We start from the raw sequence: 19,140 nt of genomic DNA, 5'->3' as shown, positions 1-19,140 counted from the left end.
CACATTTATTGAGTCACTTAAATGTCACAAATGGCCCAGAAAGTGGCTGTTTGCGGCGACCCTTAATTGACTCTTAATTTCTTTTCAACATATAGGCGCGCATGTTGAAATAACATATTTCTCCATATAATTTTTCTCTTCTCTCCCAATTTTTGGAGTATATCCTAAATGGCTAAATTTAATCATATTAAATCATCATTTACCGCAATGGCCGTGGCCATGACATTGGCGTCAACCATGCCTGCTTTTGCACAAAATAATGAAGATACAAATTCATCCGAAAATAATGGCCTTGGCCAAATTGTTGTTACCGCACAACGCCGCAGCGAAAATTTGCAAGACATCCCCTTGTCCATCGACGTGGTAAATGGCGATAAATTAGAAGCATTGGCCACTGGTGGTTCGGATATTCGTGGCCTTGCCGGACGTGTGCCCAGCCTTAATATTGAAAGCTCATTTGGCCGCACATTTCCCCGTTTTTATATTCGCGGTTTGGGCAATACCGATTTTGACTTAAACGCTTCTCAACCCGTCAGCTTGGTTTATGATGATGTCGTGTTGGAAAATCCCATTTTAAAGGGCTTTCCAATTTTTGACCTTGACCGTGTAGAGGTTTTGCGCGGTCCACAGGGAACTTTATTTGGCCGCAACACCCCCGCCGGCATCGTCAAATTTGACAGCGTGCGCCCCGATGAAGAAGGCGGCTATGCCAAGGGCAGCATCGGCAGCTTTCGTTCTTTAACTTTGGAAGGCGCCTATGGCGGCGAAATAAATGACGTTGTTTCGGCTCGTTTTTCTGCCATGTATCAACGCCGTTCTGATTGGGTGGATAATATTGAAAGCCCATTTGACAATGATTTGGAAGGATATGGCGATATCGCTCTGCGCGGCCAAATTCAATTAAAGCCAAGTGATGCGCTGACCATGCGCTTGACTGGACAATATCGCGATTATACTGGTTCGGCGCGTGTTTTCCGTGCAAATGTCTTTGCCGCTGGTTCAAATGAGTTAATCGGCCTTGGCGGCGCAGGCACAAAATTTGAACGTGACAAAGTGCGCACCGACGGCATTAACTTCCAAAAACTGCAATTATTTAATCTTGCCCATAATTTGGAATATGATTTCGGTCCTGTCACTTTAACCGCGGTCAGTGCATATTGGAACGGCAAATATAAAAGCCGGGGCGATATTGATGGCGGATTTGGCGCATCATTCCTGCCTGTTTCTGGCCCAGGTTTCATTCCATTTCCTGCACAATCGCAGGATGAAGTGCCAAGCCTAGACCAATTTACACAAGAAGTGCGCTTAGCATCAAATAGCGGCGAAGGCGAAATCAGCTGGCAAGGCGGCATCTTCATTTTCAACGAAAAATTGGATATTCGTTCATTCAATTTTGACACACCGCAAGGAACAAGCCCAAGCGTAACCGTTGACCAGCGTCAGGAATCATCTGCATTTGGTATGTTTGGTTCGGCCACCATTCCGCTTAGCGAGCAATTGTCTGTCACGGGCGGCGTTCGTTATAATAATGACAGACGCCGTTTTGACGTGACACGCTCTGGCTTTTTTGGCGCAATTGGTTCGGGCAGCGACCGTGTCCATGAAAGCAATGTGACATGGGATGTCAGCGCGGGATATAAAGCCAGCGATGATGTGAACTTATATGCTCGTGTTGCACGTGGTTATCGCGCCCCGTCAATTCAGGGCCGCGCATTATTTGTTTTTACCACTGTTCAAGATGCGGTTTCAAAGGCAAGCAGCGAAACCACCATGTCATATGAAGCGGGCATTAAAACCCAATTTAACGACATGGTTCGTTTCAACCTTTCCGGTTTTTATTATCGGATGAAGGACGCACAATTAACCGCAGTGGGCGGCGCAAGCAATGCGGCAAAACTTATCAATGTTAATGCAGTTGAAGGCAAAGGCTTTGAAGCTGAATTTGAAGCACGCCCATTTGACGCCTTAACCTTGACCGCAGGTATTGGCTATAATGACGCAAAAATTGACGATGCCAATGCATTTATCACCGGTTGCGGTGCGCCATGCACCATTACCGATCCGGTGCGTGCTGGCTCAACCGGCATTTACTCCATTGACGGCAATCAACTTCCCCAAGCACCAAAATGGACAGTCAATTGGACCGCGCGCTATGCAAGGCCGGTTGGCAATGGCGAAATTTACGCCTTTACCGATTGGGCATATCGTTCAAAAATCAACTTCTTCCTGTATGAATCGGTTGAATTTAGCGACGATAGCATGATTGAGGGCGGCCTGCGTATTGGGTATAAAACCGATAAATATGATTTTGCCTTTTTCGGACGCAATATTACCAATGATGTTTCCGCCGTTGGCGCGATTGATTTTAATAATTTAACAGGCTTTGTTAACGAACCGCGCATTTGGGGCGTTGAAGCGGGCGTTAAATTTTAATCCACGCCATTTTTATATGATTAGGAAAAGGGCGGCAATTATGTCGCCCTTTTTTATTGGGCAATGCAATAATATATATTCTCTGCCATCTTTGTCATTTGATGGGTTGCACAGGCCGTATAACGCCGCTAAAGCACCATCTGATTGATGAGAATCAATCTGCAGGAGTTTAGCTCAGTTGGTAGAGCATCGGTCTCCAAAACCGAGGGCCGTGGGTTCGAGTCCCTCAACTCCTGCCATTTTTTCTGATAAATATTTGAAAAAGCGGTCAAAAATTCTTGGCGCGCGGCTTAATATCTACGCAACCTAAAAATATTGGCGCTATTTCGGGCGCAGCTCTTTGGCGCAGCTATGCACCCGCATCGAAAATTGCCTTAATTGGACATATTCCTTTGCGGGCATTTAAAAAATATAATGCGGTGCGGCTTAATGCAGCTTAATCTAGCTCAATCCCAATATCAAAAAATGTCGGAACAGGGCCATTCCAGGCGCCATCTTCCTTTGCATCAATTTGTTTATAGGGGGCGGGCCTTTTATCCGATTGCATAGATTGATTTTCATCAGATTTATAACGGCGGCGATTATCCGATTTTTCCGGCTTTTCCGATTTGACCCTGCGTGATTTTGGCTTTTCCGCCTTAATATCATCGCCATCATTATCCAAATCTTCTTTGGCTTTTTTCTTTGCTCCAGGATTATAGGCAAAGCGCGGAATGTCCATTTTCAGCAATTTTTTAATCGCGTCAATCGCCTCATCATCTGCCTTGGTCAGGAAACTAAACGCCCGCCCCTTTGCCCCTGCGCGGCCCGTGCGGCCAATGCGGTGCACATAATCATCGGCATGCCATGGCGTGTCGAAATTAAAAACATGGCTGACATTTTTAACATCGATGCCGCGCGCGGCGACATCGGATGCGACCAGCAAATTTATATCGCCATTTTTAAACGCTTCTAATTCAGCCTGTCTTTGCGCCTGATCAATATCGCCATGTATTTCGCCCGAACGGAAACCATGGCGTTTCAAACTTTTATTTAATTCGCGAACCGTGGTCTTACGATTGCAAAAAATAATCGCATTTTGAATATTTTCGCTATTTAATAAATCGCGCAATAATTGCCGCTTTTTTATCGGCGCGACATCGACCAAAAATTGTTCAATATTATTATTGGCTGTGGCCGGACGTGAAACCTCCACATATTTGGGATTATTTAGGAATTTGTCCGACAATTTTTTAATCGGCGGCGGCATGGTCGCCGAAAATAACATGGTTTGGCGCGTGGCAGGCAATTTGGTGCAAATATGTTCAATATCGGGAATGAACCCCATGTCGAGCATCCGATCCGCCTCATCAATTACCAATAAATCACAACCGGTCAGCAAAATATTACCGCGTTCAAACAAATCCATCAATCGGCCAGGAGTAGCGATTAAAACGTCCACGCCGCGTTCCAATGCGGCAATTTGATCGCCCATCGACACGCCGCCAATTAACAACGCCATGTTTAATTTGGTATATTTGCCATATTTTTCAAAATTTTCCGCCACCTGCGCGGCCAATTCGCGCGTGGGTTCAAGGATTAAACTGCGTGGCATACGCGCGCGTGAACGCCCCTGCGACAAAATATCAATCATGGGCAATACAAAGGATGCGGTTTTACCCGTTCCGGTTTGTGCAATGCCAATTAAATCGCGCATCATTAAAATGGGAGGGATTGCCTGTGCCTGAATAGGAGTCGGCTCGCTATAGCCCGCATCATCGAGCGATTTTAGCAGTTCAGTTGATAGGCCGAGATCGGCAAATTTCATAAATATCCAATTGTAAGGAGAAAATGTAAAATATTATTCGCTTAATGAAATAATATTTATATTATTTTCGTTGCCCATTTTAACATCAAATGTCAAGATATTTACCGCATTACCCCATAATGTGCCGATAGCAGCACCTTAATTTTCCGGAACAAGCAAGCGCAATTTATCAATTTTGCACAATGTGCCGGTGCGTGAATGAATTTCATCACGGTCAACACATAATTTTCCATCCGCCGATCGTTCGACATAGGCACCTGCGTAAAAATCCCGCGCCGAACATTTATCGGCCAAATATGCCTTTACGCGGTGATTATCCTTGGTAATTATTTCCAAACTTTCATTCGGGCCGGGCACGACGCCGGCCAACCTGTCCAGCCACAGACATTTACCCACCTTTTTTTCTTTAAATTTTGTGGGCACTGCGTCACCTGCCCCGCCGGATGTCCGCACCATAGTGCTGGCTGGCCCCACCTTTGGCCGTGGGAAACGGATAATCACGCGCTGTTCAATCCGCACCTGATAAAATTTATCATTTTTCGCCACGTTAATATAAGGGAAATTCACCAATCCTGCATCATTATTTTGCATCGCATTCACGCCCACAGCGCCAATGCCGATGCATAAAATCGCCAAAAGGATGATGAAGAAATTCCGCATAATGATTAAAAAAACATCCTAAAATTATATAGGGGGAGATTCCCGCAAAAATCGATATTCTATAGTGCAAAATTAAATGAGAATTTGCAAAATGATTCTTAATATATCCTTGTTTAAGCATTGAGATTGAACAAAGGATGAATTACTTACTAAATGACACAATAATATATAAAGAGACATATTTTGACCGCGCAGCATGATAATATCGCCATGGAAAAATTATCCCAGATTTTGGGGGATAAAGCTTTTACCCAAAATATCGCGGATATTGAACCATGGTTGACCGATTGGCGCGGCCGATATACCGGCACGACATTGGCTTTATTATCCCCCGCGACAACGCAGCAGGTTTCTGAAATAGTCAAAATTTGCGCCGAACATAAACTACCCATTGTCCCGCAAGGCGGCAATAGCGGCATGGTAGGCGGCGCCACACCCGATAAAAGCGGACGGTCGGTTTTGCTATCGCTACGCCGGATGAACAAATTTATTTCAGCCGATCCGCAAAGCGGCGCGATAAAATGCGAAGCAGGCGTTATTTTGCAACATTTGCACGAACATGCCGAAAAAATTGGCCGCCGTTTCCCCCTTACCCTTGGCGGCAAAGGATCAGCCACAATTGGCGGGCTTATTTCCACCAATGCGGGCGGAACACAGGTTTTGCGGCATGGCACGATGCGTGCCTTGGTCGATGGGATTGAATTTGTCCTGCCCGATGGCAGTATATTTAACGGCATGGCCCCGTTAAAAAAAGATAATCGTGGTTATGATATTCGCCATTTAATTTTGGGCGCAGAGGGCAGTTTGGGCATTGTCACGGGCGCAACCTTGCGCACCGTTCCTGCCTTAATCGATCGATGCGTCCTTTGGTGCGGGACGGACAGCACGCAAAAGGCATATGATTTATTGATGATGATTGATGCCATGGCCGGACCTCAGTTGGAAGGATTTGAAATCATGCCCCAATCCGCCATTTCGGCGGTTATGGACCATATTCCTGCGATGAAAAGTCCGTTGGATGGTGAATATCCATGGCATATTTTAATCGAATTTGTTCGCGATCAATCAGACATGACTTCGCCCAATGATTTGGGAGAGAAAATTTTTGAGAAGGCTTTTGACGCAGGGTTAATTTCCAACGCCACCCTATCTCAAAATGAACAACATGTGCTGGATTTTTGGACTATCCGCGACAGTATATCGGAGGCCGAACGTAAAAAAGGCCCTGCCGTACAACATGATATCAGCGTGCCTGTGGTCGATATGCCGCGCTTTATTGACCAAGCAGGCGCAGCGGTTCAGCAAAAATTTGCAGGCTGCCTGCCCCTATCCTTTGGGCATTTGGGCGATGGCAATGTGCATTTCCATGTCAAAGCGCCCCCGGGCGTGGACGCCGAAAGCTGGTATAATGGCGATGCCCATGCCATTTCGGATTTTGTTTATGACATGGTGGAGGAATTTGGCGGGTCAATTTCCGCCGAACATGGCATTGGTCAGGTGAAAAGCGATTGTTTAAGGCGTTTATCCTCGCCCGCACGTATGACCATGTTGCGCGCAATTAAAACTGCCATTGATCCTGATAATATCATGAACCCCGGCAAATTAATTTCTTAATAAGTAAATATGGCAATCCGCCCCTATTTGCTTTGCCCTTGCCAGCGCGGCCTTGCCCACGTAAAGCAATGCTAATTTTTTTTTGAGTCACTATATAATATTGGAGAATTTTATGGCCACGGCCGCACCAGCGAATAACTTACCACTGCTTTATAAAGATTTAATGCCGTTGAACAGCAATGAACATGGCAAATATCGCACCAAAACTTTTGACGACGCAAAATTTATGGAAGGGCATCATGCCATCCCATTAACCATTGACGAATTTGCGCAAGCAGGCCGCCATTATCCGATTATTTTTTCGGACAGCGAAAACCCCGTGCCATTGGTGTTGATGGGCATGAATGAAGGCGTCAATACATTTATGGATGCAGACGGCAAATTCACCTCGCCTGTTTATATCCCTGCATATATTCGCCGCTACCCTTTCCTATTGGCGAAATTGTCACCCGAAAGCGAGGAATTGTCACTTTGTTTTGACCCAACATCAGATGGTATTGGCGCATATGAAACCGGCGACACATTATTTGAAGATGGCAAGCCAACCGAAACCACAAAAAATATTTTGAAATTTTGTGAAGATTTCGAAACAGCTGGCGCACGCACACAATCATTTGTCGAAGAAATTAAAAAATTGGGTCTGTTGATGGACGGCGAAGTCGCGATTCAACAAGAAGGCCGTGAGCAACCATTTGTATATCGCGGTTTCAAAATGATTGACGAAGAAAAATTGCGCGAAATGCGCGGTGATGAACTTCGCAAAATCAATCAAAATGGCCTTTTGCCTTTGCTTTATGCCCATTTATTTTCACTGCAGTTGATGCGTGATTTATTTGCCGCTCAAGTGGCGCAGGGCAAAGCACCACAGGTGACCGAAGCGCCTGCTGCTTAAATTATATTTTGGGGAGGCTATTTCATATGGCCTCCCTTAAAAAATTTGTTAATCTTTATAATTTTTAAGGGGGAGAGTAGAGAAATGACAAAATATAGTAAAATCGCCATCTTGCTTCATTGGATTATTGCTGCGGCAATCATCACCAATATCGGCCTTGCCGAATTGACCGAAGATTTAGGCAAGACCGCAAGAGCGCCCTATATGGATTTGCATAAATCATTGGGTATTTGCATTTTATTTTTCTCCCTCTTTCGCCTTTATTGGCGCGTCACGCATAAACGCCCCGCCCCCATGGAACAAATTTCCGGCTGGGAAACCAGCATGGCCAAGGCGGCGCATTTTATTTTTTATGCATTGATGATTGGTCTGCCGCTTGGCGGATGGTTGTGGATGTCCACCTATCCTGCGCCCATCAACATGTTTGGGTTGTTCGACATGCCTGTGCTGCCCGTTGTGGGCAATAAGGCATTGGCCGACATCGCGCATGAGGGGCATGAAATTGGCGGAAAGGCCATGTTAATATTGATTGTGCTGCATTTATTGGGCGCGTTAAAACATCAATTTATTGAACGTTTGCCCCTACTGCAACGTATGATGCCATAAAATTTATTTATTTAATCGGAGCATTTTTACATCATGACCCCATTTGATTGGAGCGATCCCTTTTTCATCAACGATCAATTGACCGATGATGAAAGGATGATCCGCGACACCGCGCATGATTTTGCGCAAAGCGAATTGCAACCGCGCGTTATTGCCGCCTATCGCGAGGAATTGGACGCGCCAGAGCTTTTCCCCCTAATGGGTCAAACCGGCCTATTGGGCGCGACATTGGACCCTGAATATGGCGGCGCAGGGGCAAGCTATGTTGCCTATGGCCTTGTCGCGCGTGAGGTGGAGCGTGTGGATTCCGGCTATCGCTCGATGATGTCGGTGCAAAGCTCCTTGGTTATTTACCCCATTTCCGCCTTTGGCAATGAAGAACAAAAACGCAAATATTTACCCGGATTATGTTCAGGGGAGCTTATCGGCTGTTTTGGCTTAACCGAACCTGATGCAGGGTCCGACCCCGCCGGAATGCGCACCGTGGCCAAAAAAATTGACGGCGGATATAGCATTTCGGGCAGCAAAACATGGATTTCCAACGCGCCCTTTGCCGATGTTTTTGTCATTTGGGCAAAATCAGAGGCACATGGCGGCGCAATACGCGGCTTTGTCCTTGAAAAAGGGATGAAGGGATTAAGCGCCCCAAAGATTGAGGGAAAATTGTCGCTTCGCGCCTCCACCACCGGCATGATCATGATGGATGAGGTAGAGGTGAGCGAAGATGCGATGTTCCCCGAAATTTCGGGATTAAAAGGACCATTTAGCTGCCTTAACCGTGCGCGTTATGGCATTAGCTGGGGTGCATTGGGCGCGGCGGAATTTTGTTTCCACGCCGCGCGGCAATATGGGTTGGATCGGCATCAATTTGGCCGCCCATTGGCCGCCACCCAATTATTTCAGAAAAAATTGGCCGATATGCAAACCGATATTTCATTGGGTCTTCAGGCGTCTTTGCGTGTGGGCCGTTTAATGGATGAACATAAATTTGCACCTGAAATGATTTCCATCGTCAAACGTAACAATGTAGGCAAGGCATTGGATATTGCCCGCCAAGCACGCGATATGCATGGCGGCAATGGTATTTCAGAGGAATATCAGGTAATGCGCCACATGACCAATTTAGAAACGGTCAACACATATGAAGGGGCGCATGATGTCCATGCGTTAATCATGGGCCGCGCCATTACCGGAATTGCTGCTTTTTGATAATCGGCATCATGTAAATCATCATTTGCTGTAAATTTTGCTGTAAATAAGGCAAAAAAATGGGCCATCTGCATAGTTGCAAATGGCCCTTTTGCTTTAACAAAAAGCGAGTTAGGGAGGAAAGTGTATCCAAGGAGATACAACAATTTCCTTTTAACCCAAATATGGTTAATTTTTGGTTAAATTTATATTTTTAATTAAATTAAATGCTTAACGGCAACTGGTCGACATATGCCGCCCCTCTGCGGCAAAGGAATAGGGCGCACCATTATGCACGCCTTGCGAATGAATATGCACCAATCGGCTATGCTCAATCCGAATGGTGGTAATTCCCTGCGCTGTCCCTGCACAGCTATAGCTATAGGTCATGCTATTTGCATTTGCGCGCAGGAAATTCGTGTCACACACCATATTGCCATGTTTTAATATTAACAATTTGCTTTGGTCACGCACACAAATGCTATTTTGATCCAAATTTCCAGATGTCATCTTAAATGACCATTTACCAATTGCCAAAGATGACAGTTTATTATCATCCGCCATTGCCAAAGCAGCTGCGGCCAATCCGGCGGTGCTAACCCCCAAAAAGGCCACAGCGCCCAAGACACATTGGATACGCCGCCATGCCAATGAAGTGGAAAGTTTCACCATATTTTGAAATCTGCCCCGGTAAAATTGCATATCAATATTTTCCTAAAATGATGGATATATGCGACTTTAATATTTTACTTATAACCGATTCTAATGGGCAGAATATGAACAAATTTTGTCATATCTGTGACAATATTTGGCTTATTTATATTGGGTTTAATTATTAAAACTGTTCAAAGACAAAGGGAAATCCTTTGAACAAAATTCGCAATGCACCAAAATATCGCCAGCATCATTGGCCATTTCGGCGCGTTCATCGGCGGGGAATTTACCAATAACATTGCGAATATGGCCAATGTCACAACGGCAACCTTTGGTCAAAAATGTTCCATTTTCGACCCGTATTTCGCTTTCATGAAATAAACGCCAGATTATATCTTGCATCGACAAGCCAGGGTCAACCAATTCATCGGCGGAAATTGTTTCGCCAAGCGCACGAACATGTTCCCATGCAGGATGATCCATTTTGGTGTGCAGGCGCTCACGCCCTTCTTCACCCTCTGCCAAATGTTGAACAATCATGCCCGCCGCAACACATTTTCCATCAACATGGTCCACCGCCACGCGTAATAAGGTGGGCAATTGTTCCGATTGCGCAAAATAATATTCGGTAGCATGGGCCAGCGATTCCCCCTCCAACGGGACAATGCCTTGATATCGCCCTTCGCTGCCCATTTGTTTTTCCTGATCAAAGGTAATGGCCAAGAACCCCTTGCCAAATAAGGCAAAAAGCGAAGTATTAACAGGCAAGGCGGCGACCGCATCTGCATCAAATTGCACATGGCCGCGCACGGTTGATTGTTTAAAATCACATACCAATAACCGAATTGGGCCATTTTCGGTTTGCGCCTGCATCGTCAATTGGCCGCCCGCATCTTTTAACAGTGAGCCAAGCAAAACGGCAATGACCAGCGCCTCTGCCAATAATTTCTCAACCGCAGGGGGGTAATTATGCGTTCCCAAAATATCGGCCAATAATGCATCAAGACGCACCAAACGACCCCGCGCATTTAATTCTGGCAGGGAAAAGCGCAAAGGCTGATCAACGAAAATGTCAGTTTCAGCCATTTATTTTTCCAAAACACCATAAAAGAACGGATTTTTGTGCATGCAGGCGGTTTTCTGCCTCATCAAACACAACCGATTGCACGCCCTCTATCACTTCTTCGCTAACCTCTTCGCCGACATGGGCGGGAAGGCAGTGTAGGAAAAGTGCGCCCGATTTTGCCTGCTTCATCAAATCATCATTAACCTGATATGGGGCCATGGCAGCCAATTTATTATGGGCATGTTCCTGCCCCATAGACACCCATGTATCGGTAACGATAATATCTGCATCCTTTGCCGCCTCGGCTGCATCGCGGGTCAGCAAAATCTCTGCTCCTGCATTTTTTGCCATGTCCATAAAGGCCGCATCGGGTTCATATCCCTGCGGCACGGCGATACGGACATTAAATTTCATTAATGCCGCTGCTTCCAATATGGAATGCAGCACATTATTCCCATCACCAAACCATGCAATATTTAAGCCGGGAAGCGATTTGCCATGTTCCACTATGGTCAACATATCGGCCATAATTTGGCATGGGTGCGACAAATCGGTTAAGCCATTTATCACCGGAACGCTGGCATATTTCGCCATTTGTTCAATTTTTTCATGATCATCGGTGCGGATCATAATGGCATCTACATAACGTGATAAAACCCGCGCGGTATCGGCAATGCTTTCCCCGCGACCAAGCTGCATCCCGCCCGCATCCATCACAATGCTGGTCCCGCCAAGCTGGCGGATGGCCATGTCAAAGGAAACGCGGGTACGGGTGGAGTTTTTTTCAAAAATCATGCCCAAAACATGGCCTTTAAGCGGCGCGTCATCATCCACCATACCTTTTGGCCATTCGCCGCCATCGGCAAATTTACGCGCAGCCTTTCGCGCCATCGCATCATTTATCATTGCGGCAATCGCATTGCCGCCCGCGTCGGATAAATTCAAAAAGTCACGTTTTTTTGTTAAACTCATGCCGCATCTGGCCGAATATAATCGGCGCTCCCTGCTGATAATTTTTCAATAAAGGTCGATATGTCGCCTTCTGTAATATTTAATGGTGGCAAAATACGCAGCGTATTATCGCCCGCCGCCACGGTAAGCAGCCCATGATTATCGCGCAAATGCGCCACAAAGGCACGTGCCTCATGCGTCATTTTAATACCCATCATCAAACCCATGCCGCGCACAAATTCAAATAAATCGGGATAATTGCCAATAAATTGTTCCAATGCACTGCGCAATTTCTCGGCTGTTTCGCGCACCTGTGCCAAAAATTCATCATTTGCCACAATATCCCACACTGCATTGCCCGCCGCCATCGCCAATGGATTGCCGCCATAGGTGCTGCCATGCGTACCGATAACCATGCCGCGCGCTGCCTTTTGCGTGGCAAGGCATGCGCCAAAGGGAAAACCGCCGCCAATGCCCTTTGCACTGGCCATAATGTCGGGGACAATGCCATATTGTTCATACGCATATAATGTGCCCGTGCGGGCCACGCCGCATTGCACTTCGTCCAGAACAAGCATCAAATCATGCTCATCCGCCAAAGCGCGAAGCCCCTTCATAAATTCAACAGATGCAGGACGAACGCCGCCCTCGCCTTGAACAGGCTCAACCAAAAAGCCCGCTGTTTTATCGGTAATGGCGGCCTTTACCCCTTCTAAATCATCAAAATCAACATATTTGAAACCATTTAATAATGGGGCAAATCCTTTATGCATTTTATCCTGATTTGACGCGCTAATCGTGGCCAAGGTGCGGCCATGAAAGGCATTTTTGAAAGTGATTATTTCATGTCGATCGCTGGCGCTGCCTTCTGGTCCATTTTGGTGATAGGCGCGGGCGGTTTTAATCGCACATTCCACCGCCTCAGCCCCGCTATTGGTGAAAAATACGGTATCGGCAAAGGTGGAATCAACCAACCGCTGGGCAAATTTTTCCCCCTGCGGGCTGCCATATAGGTTGGACACATGCATTAAGGTGGCGGCCTGTTCCTGTATCGCCTTGGTCAAATGTGGGTGGCCATGCCCCAATAGATTCACCGCAATACCACTGGCAAAATCCAATGCGCGGCTGCCATCCTCGCTTATCAACCATGCGCCCTCTCCTCGCACAGGACGAAAGCCACAACGCGGATAAACGGGCATTAATGGTGTAATAGTCATAAAAAACCTTCCTGTGCTTAAAGAAAAAATAAAAAAAGGCGGCCAGTTTCAGGGCCGCATCATCAATATATTTTTGCGATATATCGCCCGCATGACGCGGGGTCAATCTTTGTCATCATATATAAGCGGATATTGACCTCCCGCAAAAAAACTAAAAAAAAATCGCATTTTCAAATTTCTGTCACAAATGCTGCGCCACCCTGTCACATCCTATCGCTATTCACATTGTTATCGAAATAAAAATATAGGGGCATATCATGACGGCAATCGCAAAAAAATTTGCACATCAATTCGGCTTTGGCGTTGCAAAGCAAAAAGGCGGGAAAAGCTCCCTCCGTCATGAAGGCAGTGTGGGTTTTTGGCCCACGGGTAACCGTATTATTTTTTGGCTGTTAAGATAAACCCCATCTTAATCAGCCGACTCACTCCGGTCGGGTGAGCAGCACCCCTCCCTGATTGCTCACCCGACCGGATGTTTTTCTTTATTTTATAATATTATATAAGCTGGGTTGAAATAATAATCTGGTTCATCAAGGTGCGATGCACCGGGCATTTTTCGGCTATTTCAATTAAACGCGCGCGCTGCTGCTCGTTCAAATCACCTTCCAATGTAACAATCCGGTCAATCATATCGATCGGTTTGCCGTCATTTTCCTGTCCGGATGCGCCCTTGCGCACCTCGCGGCTATGCTCCAATATGACATGCACTTTTGTAAGCGGCCACCCCTTGCGCGCGGCATACATTTCCAATGTTATGGATGTGCAAGCACCCAATGCAGATAATAATAATTCATATGGTGTTGGGCCGTTATCTGTGCCGCCCAAACTTTCTGGCTCACCCGCATTCCAATGATGCATGCGCGATTTTATGGCCTGTGCATATTGGCCATCACTGCTTTCAACAATGGCGATGGGATTTGGATGATCGCTCATGCATCATCTTCTTTTATGCTGGCCTTTTTTATACTGGCTGAGCCTTCAATAATTTGCCCCCTTGCTTCGGCCTCTGCTGCATCTGCTTGTAATTCGGCCTGTTTTTTAATTTCGCGCATCACACGGCGAAACCGCCCATAAAGGAACAGATTAAATCCGATAAATAAAAGGATGGTGATGAGGATGATTTTTACTACTGGTGTCATAAGGGTAAAATTGACAGCCCAGACTTCCAAATGCAAGCTGCTTTATCAACGCCCCCAGCACTGACATTCGCATCATGTCCTTTTACGGCCAAATATTGTGGGTTTGTTTGGCAAATATAAACTATCTTTTTGCTCTGTCGTCACCTTATCATTAAAAGTCATTTTGGCCGGCTTTCTCTGATCTTCTTGGCTATAGAAAACCTCCCGCCACCTATCTTCATTGCGGTTTATATTGCTTTTTTGGCTGGGTTCTAAATCATGATAAACACTATATTTACTGGGCAGGTCATCCGAATTTATTCCTGCCAGTTTTTTCTTGCGACCCCTATCCGGTCCGGCAATGCAACCAATAATAATGGCCAAAAATAAATCGCTAAATACCAATAATAATATGAAAATACTTGGCGGGTTATCTTGCATTATATTGGGATCAAATGTTTTTTGCGTGACAAACCCCAAAAAAATTTGAAACCCACATGATATCCATACCAATTCCACCGGCCATCCAATATCGCGGCAGCGCCGCGCCATGATAATCCGAAAGTAAATACCCAAGGAGAATAAGGCCAATCCCAATATCAAGGTGAGCAATAATTCCAGACTGAGCAGGCAAAATATCATCCCGACAAGCAGCCCAATGCTAACTATGCCAATTGTAAAAAAATATTTCCAATATTCTCCGCGCCCAACATAGGCATATTCATCCTGCACCATGATAAACCTCGCTTTTGTAGAAATTTCCTCAATAAAGATAATTGGTAAAAATTTGCTAAACAAAAACGAAATTTATTCGGCTATCCCACAGAAAAATATAAATTTATTCTACCGTCACGCTTTTCGCCAAATTGCGCGGTTGGTCAACATCCGTCCCCTTGGCACAGGCAACATGATATGCCAATAGTTGCACCGGCACGGCATAGACCAATGGCGCAATTAACGGGTGAACTTTTGGCATTTCAATGGTGGCCATGCACCCCTCGCCCGCCTCGGCCAATCCTTCGGCATCAGAAATCAGCACAATTTTGCCGCCGCGCGCGCGAACTTCCTGCATATTGCTGACTGTTTTTTCAAATAATGGGCCAGATGGGGCAAGAACAATAACGGGCACAGCCTCATCAATCAGGGCGATGGGACCATGTTTCATTTCACCTGATGCATAACCCTCCGCATGAATATAGCTTATTTCTTTTAATTTTAACGCGCCCTCCAACGCCAATGGATAATCCGGACCGCGCCCCAAATATAGTACGTCACGCGCGGGCGCGATTAAATGCGCCATCGCCTCAATATCCTTGTCATGCGCCAATGCGGCGTTAAGGGCGGCAGGAGTTTCGGTTAAATGTTCCACAATATCGCGTTCTTCATCGCGGGTCATTTTACCTTTCACTACCGCCAAATGCGCAGCCAAAGCGGCCAATACCGCCAATTGACATGAAAATGCCTTGGTCGATGCCACGCCAATTTCTGGCCCAGCATGGGTGGGGAGCAGCAAATCCGCCTCCCGCGCCATTGAACTGGTCGGCACATTCACCACAACGGCGATTTTTTGTCCTTCGGATTTTGCATGGCGCAAAGCGGCCAATGTGTCCGCCGTTTCCCCAGATTGAGAAATGAACAGCGCCAAGCCGCCATCCTCCAACACCGGATCGCGGTAACGAAATTCGGACGCAAAATCCAAATCCACGGGCACACGGGCAAATGTTTCAAACCAATATTTGGCGACCATGCCCGCATAAAAAGATGTGCCGCACGCAACAATGGTTACCCGGCTGATACTGGATAAGTCAAAATCCATTTGCGGTAATGCCACTTGCTGTTCCAATGGGCGAATATAGCTGCGCAATGTTTGCGCCACTACAGTGGGTTGTTCAAAAATTTCTTTTTGCATGAAATGGCGATAATTGCCCTTTTCAATGGTGGCAGCCGAAACGCCGCTGGTGGTGATTTCGCGGGTAACCGCATTGTTATTTTCATCAAAAATTTGTGCGCCATCACGGGTGATAATCACCCAATCGCCTTCTTCCAAATAGGCGATTTTTTGAGTTAAGGGGGCAAGGGCAAGTGCATCACTGCCCAAATAGGTTTCGCCATCGCCATATCCCACCACAAGCGGCGAGCCAAGCCGCGCGCCAATTAACATATCGGGGTGCGAACGAAACGCAATGGCAAGTGCAAATGCACCGCGCAAAGTTGGCAATACGGCCTTTACTGCATCCTGTGGAGATAATCCCGCCTCCACCTGTTCAGAAACAAGATGCGCGACCACTTCGGTATCGGTTTCACTTTCAAAACTGCGGCCCCGTGCGGCCAACCCCTCCCGCAGGGGTTTGAAATTTTCAATAATGCCATTATGGACCAGCGCAAGCTCGCCCGTGGCGTGGGGGTGTGCATTATTGGTGGTTGGCGCGCCATGGGTGGCCCAGCGTGTGTGCGCAATGCCGACATTGCCCGCAGCATCATCTTGCTTCAGTACCTCGACCAGATTCTTTAATTTGCCTTCCGCACGGCGGCGGATAAGCTGGCCATCCTGAACGGTGCAAACACCCGCGCTGTCATATCCGCGATATTCCATCCGTTTCAATCCATCCACCAATCGATCGGACACCGCTTCTTTGCCAACAATACCAATAATTCCGCACATGATTTTAAGCCTTTTTTCTTATATTTTATAGGGGATTCGGATTCCCGGCATCTCTGCTGAAAAATCCTTTATATTACGGGTGATAAGAATGGAACCATTAACCTGTGCTGTGGCAAGGATAATCGCCCGTTGCAGCGCAATATTATTGCGATACATAATGGTTGCGGCGGCATCGGCAATGCGGGCATCCACCTCCACCACCTCAATCGGATATAATATTTTTTGTAAATTTCGCCGCGTTTCCAATGGCTCACATGCCATTAACTCGGTCCAACAAATGCGGCTCATCCTATGTTGTGCATATCGGGAAAGCTCCTGCTTTGCAGAAGGAACGCCGCGCAACCAATCGGTCAATATATCACTGTCAAAAAATGGGGCGCTCATATTTTATCCCCACTCATATTTTATCGCCATATGGTTTTTCATCACGGGCCATAGTTTCTGCCGGCGGCGCTTTACCCGCCCAATATGACGCCCCGTCCAAAATCCAATCGCGCATCATATCCGCCCGAAAAGCCGCCACCGCATCGCGCAATAATTGCGCGCGCGATTTTCCCTGTTGCTGCGCCATTTCATCCAGCCAGTTAACATCATCATCGGGTAAATCGGCTAATATTCTCATAACTGATATATGTATATCAACTTATGATATCATGTCAACCTATATCAAATATTTTTTGCCTTAGCTGCTATATAAATAGCCCGTCTTTACCTGCGTCCCAAGCGTCATTCCAACATTGCCGCCGTCATCCCCGTGAAAACGGGAATCCAGCTTTATGAGTATCGCTTTCCGCCCTCCAATTGCTTGGGGATGACGCCATTAGAAAAACACAATGCCAACTTAAAAAAAGCACGAACAATGGAAAGCCTAGCTCCTAACCGCCCTTTTTCTTGCGCATTGCATCATTAAATCGGTCGGCCCAGCCCGGTTTTACCGCTTGTTCCGCGCGGACAAGGCGCAGTTCCCCATCGCCAACATCGCGGGTGACGGTGCTGCCCGCCGCGACAATCGCGCCGCGCCCAATATTAACCGGCGCGACAAGGGCGCTGTTACTACCTACAAATGCCCCCTCGCCTATATTGGTCTGATATTTGAAATATCCATCATAATTGCACGTAATTGTGCCCGCGCCAATATTTGCGCCCGCGCCAACATTTGCATCACCAATATAGCTTAAATGATTGGCCTTTGCTCCTTTGCCAAGAACAGCCTTTTTCACCTCAACAAAATTGCCAACCTTGCTATCTTCCTCCATCACTGCACCCGGGCGCAACCGCGCATATGGCCCGACTTTCGCGCCCGAAGCCACTTTTGCCCCCTCCAAATGGGAAAATGCATGAATGGTAACTTTATCGGCAATTTCCACGCCCGCGCCAAAAACCACATTGGGTTCAATCACCACATCACGGCCAATTTTTGTGTCATGGGAGAACCAGACCGTGTCCGGCGCAATCATTGACGCACCATCGGCCATGGCGGTTGCTCGGCGATTTTGCTGCCATAATTGCTCCAGCGCGGCCAATTCCGCGCGGCTGTTCACGCCGGTAACTTCCTTTTCATCATCGGCAATGACCACTGCACTTGGCGGCCCAGGCAACATCACAATATCGGGCAGATAATATTCGCCCGCCGCATTATCATTATCAATTTGGTCAAGCAGGTCGAATAAATCAGCGGACCGCACCGCCATCAACCCGCTATTGCATAAATTCACCTTGCGCTCATCGCTATTGGCGTCCTTAAACTCCACCATTTTATGGATAATTTGATCCTCATCGGCGATAATCCGGCCATAGGCGGCGGGATCTTTATGGCGAAAGCCCAATACCACCGTTTGCGGTTTGTCCTTCGCCTCTAAACGTTCCAACATAATTTGCATGGTGGCTGCAGAGGTTAAGGGCACATCGCCAAATAATATTAAAATATTGCCTTCAAAGCCCGCCAATGCGCCGCTGGCCTGTGCCACGGCATGCCCCGTGCCCAACATCTCGCTTTGCTCGGCCAAAACAACCTTATGCTCGGCAATGCGGGGGGCAAGGCTGGCCTCCAGCTGTTCTTTGCGCGACCCAACAATAACGACCATTTTTTCAACGTTCAATTGTGAAACACTATCCAATAAATGATGCACCATTGGCTTACCTGCCAACGGGTGCAGCACCTTATGCAAATCGGACTTCATCCGCGTCCCCTGTCCTGCGGCCAAAATAATTGCGGCTAATGGTGTTTTGGACATGAATTTTCCTCTGTTTATATGGGGCATTTGCCTCTATT

Annotated in this window: 19 protein-coding genes and 1 tRNA gene; 7 read left to right on the top strand and 13 right to left on the bottom strand. The window is 46.9% G+C overall.

Annotation, left to right across the window (positions count from 1 at the left end):
* Positions 1-168: 168 nt before the first annotated feature.
* Together LPB140_RS05050 and LPB140_RS05045 are read left to right on the top strand one after the other, a co-directional pair.
* Entirely contained in the window at positions 169-2,433 is a 2,265-nt protein-coding gene (locus LPB140_RS05050) for a TonB-dependent receptor (protein WP_072558921.1), read from the top strand.
* A 163-nt stretch (positions 2,434-2,596) separates the two neighbouring features.
* Positions 2,597-2,672: transfer RNA gene (locus tag LPB140_RS05045), tRNA-Trp, on the top strand.
* A gap of 197 nt (positions 2,673-2,869) precedes the next feature.
* Here LPB140_RS05045 and LPB140_RS05040 read toward each other — a convergent pair.
* On the bottom strand, positions 2,870-4,240 hold the full coding sequence (locus LPB140_RS05040) for a DEAD/DEAH box helicase (RefSeq protein ID WP_072558920.1): 1,371 nt from the start codon (positions 4,238-4,240) through the stop codon (positions 2,870-2,872).
* Between the two features lie 138 nt (positions 4,241-4,378).
* On the bottom strand, positions 4,379-4,900 hold the full coding sequence (locus LPB140_RS05035; RefSeq protein WP_156874142.1) for a hypothetical protein: 522 nt from the start codon (positions 4,898-4,900) through the stop codon (positions 4,379-4,381).
* Between the two features lie 183 nt (positions 4,901-5,083).
* Here LPB140_RS05035 and LPB140_RS05030 point away from each other — a divergent pair, with 183 nt between their 5' ends.
* The 4 genes from LPB140_RS05030 to LPB140_RS05015 all read left to right on the top strand — a co-directional run bounded on the left by LPB140_RS05030 (position 5,084) and on the right by LPB140_RS05015 (position 9,221).
* Positions 5,084-6,514 (top strand): FAD-binding oxidoreductase, encoded by a 1,431-nt coding sequence (locus LPB140_RS05030; RefSeq protein ID WP_232223459.1) that lies wholly within the window; start codon positions 5,084-5,086, stop codon positions 6,512-6,514.
* Positions 6,515-6,626: 112 nt separating this feature from the next.
* Positions 6,627-7,406 carry a SapC family protein gene (locus LPB140_RS05025; protein ID WP_072558918.1) on the top strand — a complete coding sequence of 260 codons (780 nt, stop codon included), beginning with the start codon at positions 6,627-6,629 and terminating at the stop codon, positions 7,404-7,406.
* A gap of 84 nt (positions 7,407-7,490) precedes the next feature.
* The gene (locus tag LPB140_RS05020; protein ID WP_072558917.1) at positions 7,491-8,012 is read left to right on the top strand and encodes a cytochrome b; all 522 of its coding nucleotides are present in this window, start codon (positions 7,491-7,493) and stop codon (positions 8,010-8,012) included.
* Positions 8,013-8,045: 33 nt separating this feature from the next.
* Entirely contained in the window at positions 8,046-9,221 is a 1,176-nt protein-coding gene (locus LPB140_RS05015) for an acyl-CoA dehydrogenase (RefSeq protein ID WP_072558916.1), read from the top strand.
* 210 nt (positions 9,222-9,431) lie between these two features.
* Here the strand turns inward: LPB140_RS05015 and LPB140_RS05010 are convergent, their stop codons facing one another.
* The 4 genes from LPB140_RS05010 to LPB140_RS04990 all read right to left on the bottom strand — a co-directional run bounded on the left by LPB140_RS05010 (position 9,432) and on the right by LPB140_RS04990 (position 13,088).
* Positions 9,432-9,872: a DUF3617 domain-containing protein gene (locus tag LPB140_RS05010; RefSeq protein WP_072558915.1), complete on the bottom strand. Its 441-nt coding sequence runs from the start codon at positions 9,870-9,872 to the stop codon at positions 9,432-9,434.
* Positions 9,873-10,028: 156 nt separating this feature from the next.
* Positions 10,029-10,940 (bottom strand): Hsp33 family molecular chaperone HslO, encoded by a 912-nt coding sequence (gene hslO / locus LPB140_RS05000; RefSeq protein WP_072558913.1) that lies wholly within the window; start codon positions 10,938-10,940, stop codon positions 10,029-10,031.
* Complete coding sequence (gene argF / locus LPB140_RS04995; protein ID WP_072558912.1) at positions 10,933-11,892, bottom strand: ornithine carbamoyltransferase; 960 nt, start codon at positions 11,890-11,892, stop codon at positions 10,933-10,935. The genes hslO and argF overlap by 8 nt, the downstream gene beginning before the upstream one ends.
* Positions 11,889-13,088 carry an aspartate aminotransferase family protein gene (locus LPB140_RS04990; RefSeq protein WP_072558911.1) on the bottom strand — a complete coding sequence of 400 codons (1,200 nt, stop codon included), beginning with the start codon at positions 13,086-13,088 and terminating at the stop codon, positions 11,889-11,891. Before LPB140_RS04990 ends, argF begins: the two co-directional genes overlap by 4 nt.
* 257 nt (positions 13,089-13,345) lie before the next feature.
* Here LPB140_RS04990 and LPB140_RS12315 point away from each other — a divergent pair, with 257 nt between their 5' ends.
* Positions 13,346-13,489, top strand: coding sequence for a hypothetical protein (locus tag LPB140_RS12315; RefSeq protein WP_156874141.1), 144 nt, complete (start codon positions 13,346-13,348; stop codon positions 13,487-13,489).
* A gap of 94 nt (positions 13,490-13,583) precedes the next feature.
* On the opposite strand, the gene LPB140_RS04985 is transcribed toward LPB140_RS12315, so the two are convergent.
* From LPB140_RS04985 to glmU, 7 genes are all read right to left on the bottom strand, one after another.
* A complete protein-coding gene (locus LPB140_RS04985; RefSeq protein WP_072558910.1) occupies positions 13,584-14,021 on the bottom strand; it encodes an OsmC family protein in 438 nt (145 codons plus the stop codon).
* Positions 14,018-14,227, bottom strand: coding sequence for a hypothetical protein (locus tag LPB140_RS04980; protein ID WP_072558909.1), 210 nt, complete (start codon positions 14,225-14,227; stop codon positions 14,018-14,020). Before LPB140_RS04980 ends, LPB140_RS04985 begins: the two co-directional genes overlap by 4 nt.
* 72 nt (positions 14,228-14,299) lie before the next feature.
* Positions 14,300-14,941 (bottom strand): DUF805 domain-containing protein, encoded by a 642-nt coding sequence (locus tag LPB140_RS04975; protein WP_156874140.1) that lies wholly within the window; start codon positions 14,939-14,941, stop codon positions 14,300-14,302.
* A 103-nt stretch (positions 14,942-15,044) separates the two neighbouring features.
* The gene (glmS, locus tag LPB140_RS04970; RefSeq protein WP_072558907.1) at positions 15,045-16,868 is read right to left on the bottom strand and encodes a glutamine--fructose-6-phosphate transaminase (isomerizing); all 1,824 of its coding nucleotides are present in this window, start codon (positions 16,866-16,868) and stop codon (positions 15,045-15,047) included.
* 18 nt (positions 16,869-16,886) lie between these two features.
* Positions 16,887-17,252, bottom strand: coding sequence for a PIN domain-containing protein (locus tag LPB140_RS04965; protein ID WP_072558906.1), 366 nt, complete (start codon positions 17,250-17,252; stop codon positions 16,887-16,889).
* Between the two features lie 13 nt (positions 17,253-17,265).
* Positions 17,266-17,490: a ribbon-helix-helix protein, CopG family gene (locus LPB140_RS04960; protein WP_072558905.1), complete on the bottom strand. Its 225-nt coding sequence runs from the start codon at positions 17,488-17,490 to the stop codon at positions 17,266-17,268.
* A gap of 253 nt (positions 17,491-17,743) precedes the next feature.
* Complete coding sequence (gene glmU / locus LPB140_RS04955; RefSeq protein WP_072558904.1) at positions 17,744-19,102, bottom strand: bifunctional UDP-N-acetylglucosamine diphosphorylase/glucosamine-1-phosphate N-acetyltransferase GlmU; 1,359 nt, start codon at positions 19,100-19,102, stop codon at positions 17,744-17,746.
* Positions 19,103-19,140: the final 38 nt, after the last annotated feature.

It is taken from the genome of Sphingorhabdus lutea, assembly GCF_001889025.1.
Lineage (GTDB): Bacteria > Pseudomonadota > Alphaproteobacteria > Sphingomonadales > Sphingomonadaceae > Sphingorhabdus_B > Sphingorhabdus_B lutea.
Note: the sequence above shows the minus strand (reverse complement) of the source record. Positions and strands in the feature narration are given on the sequence as shown.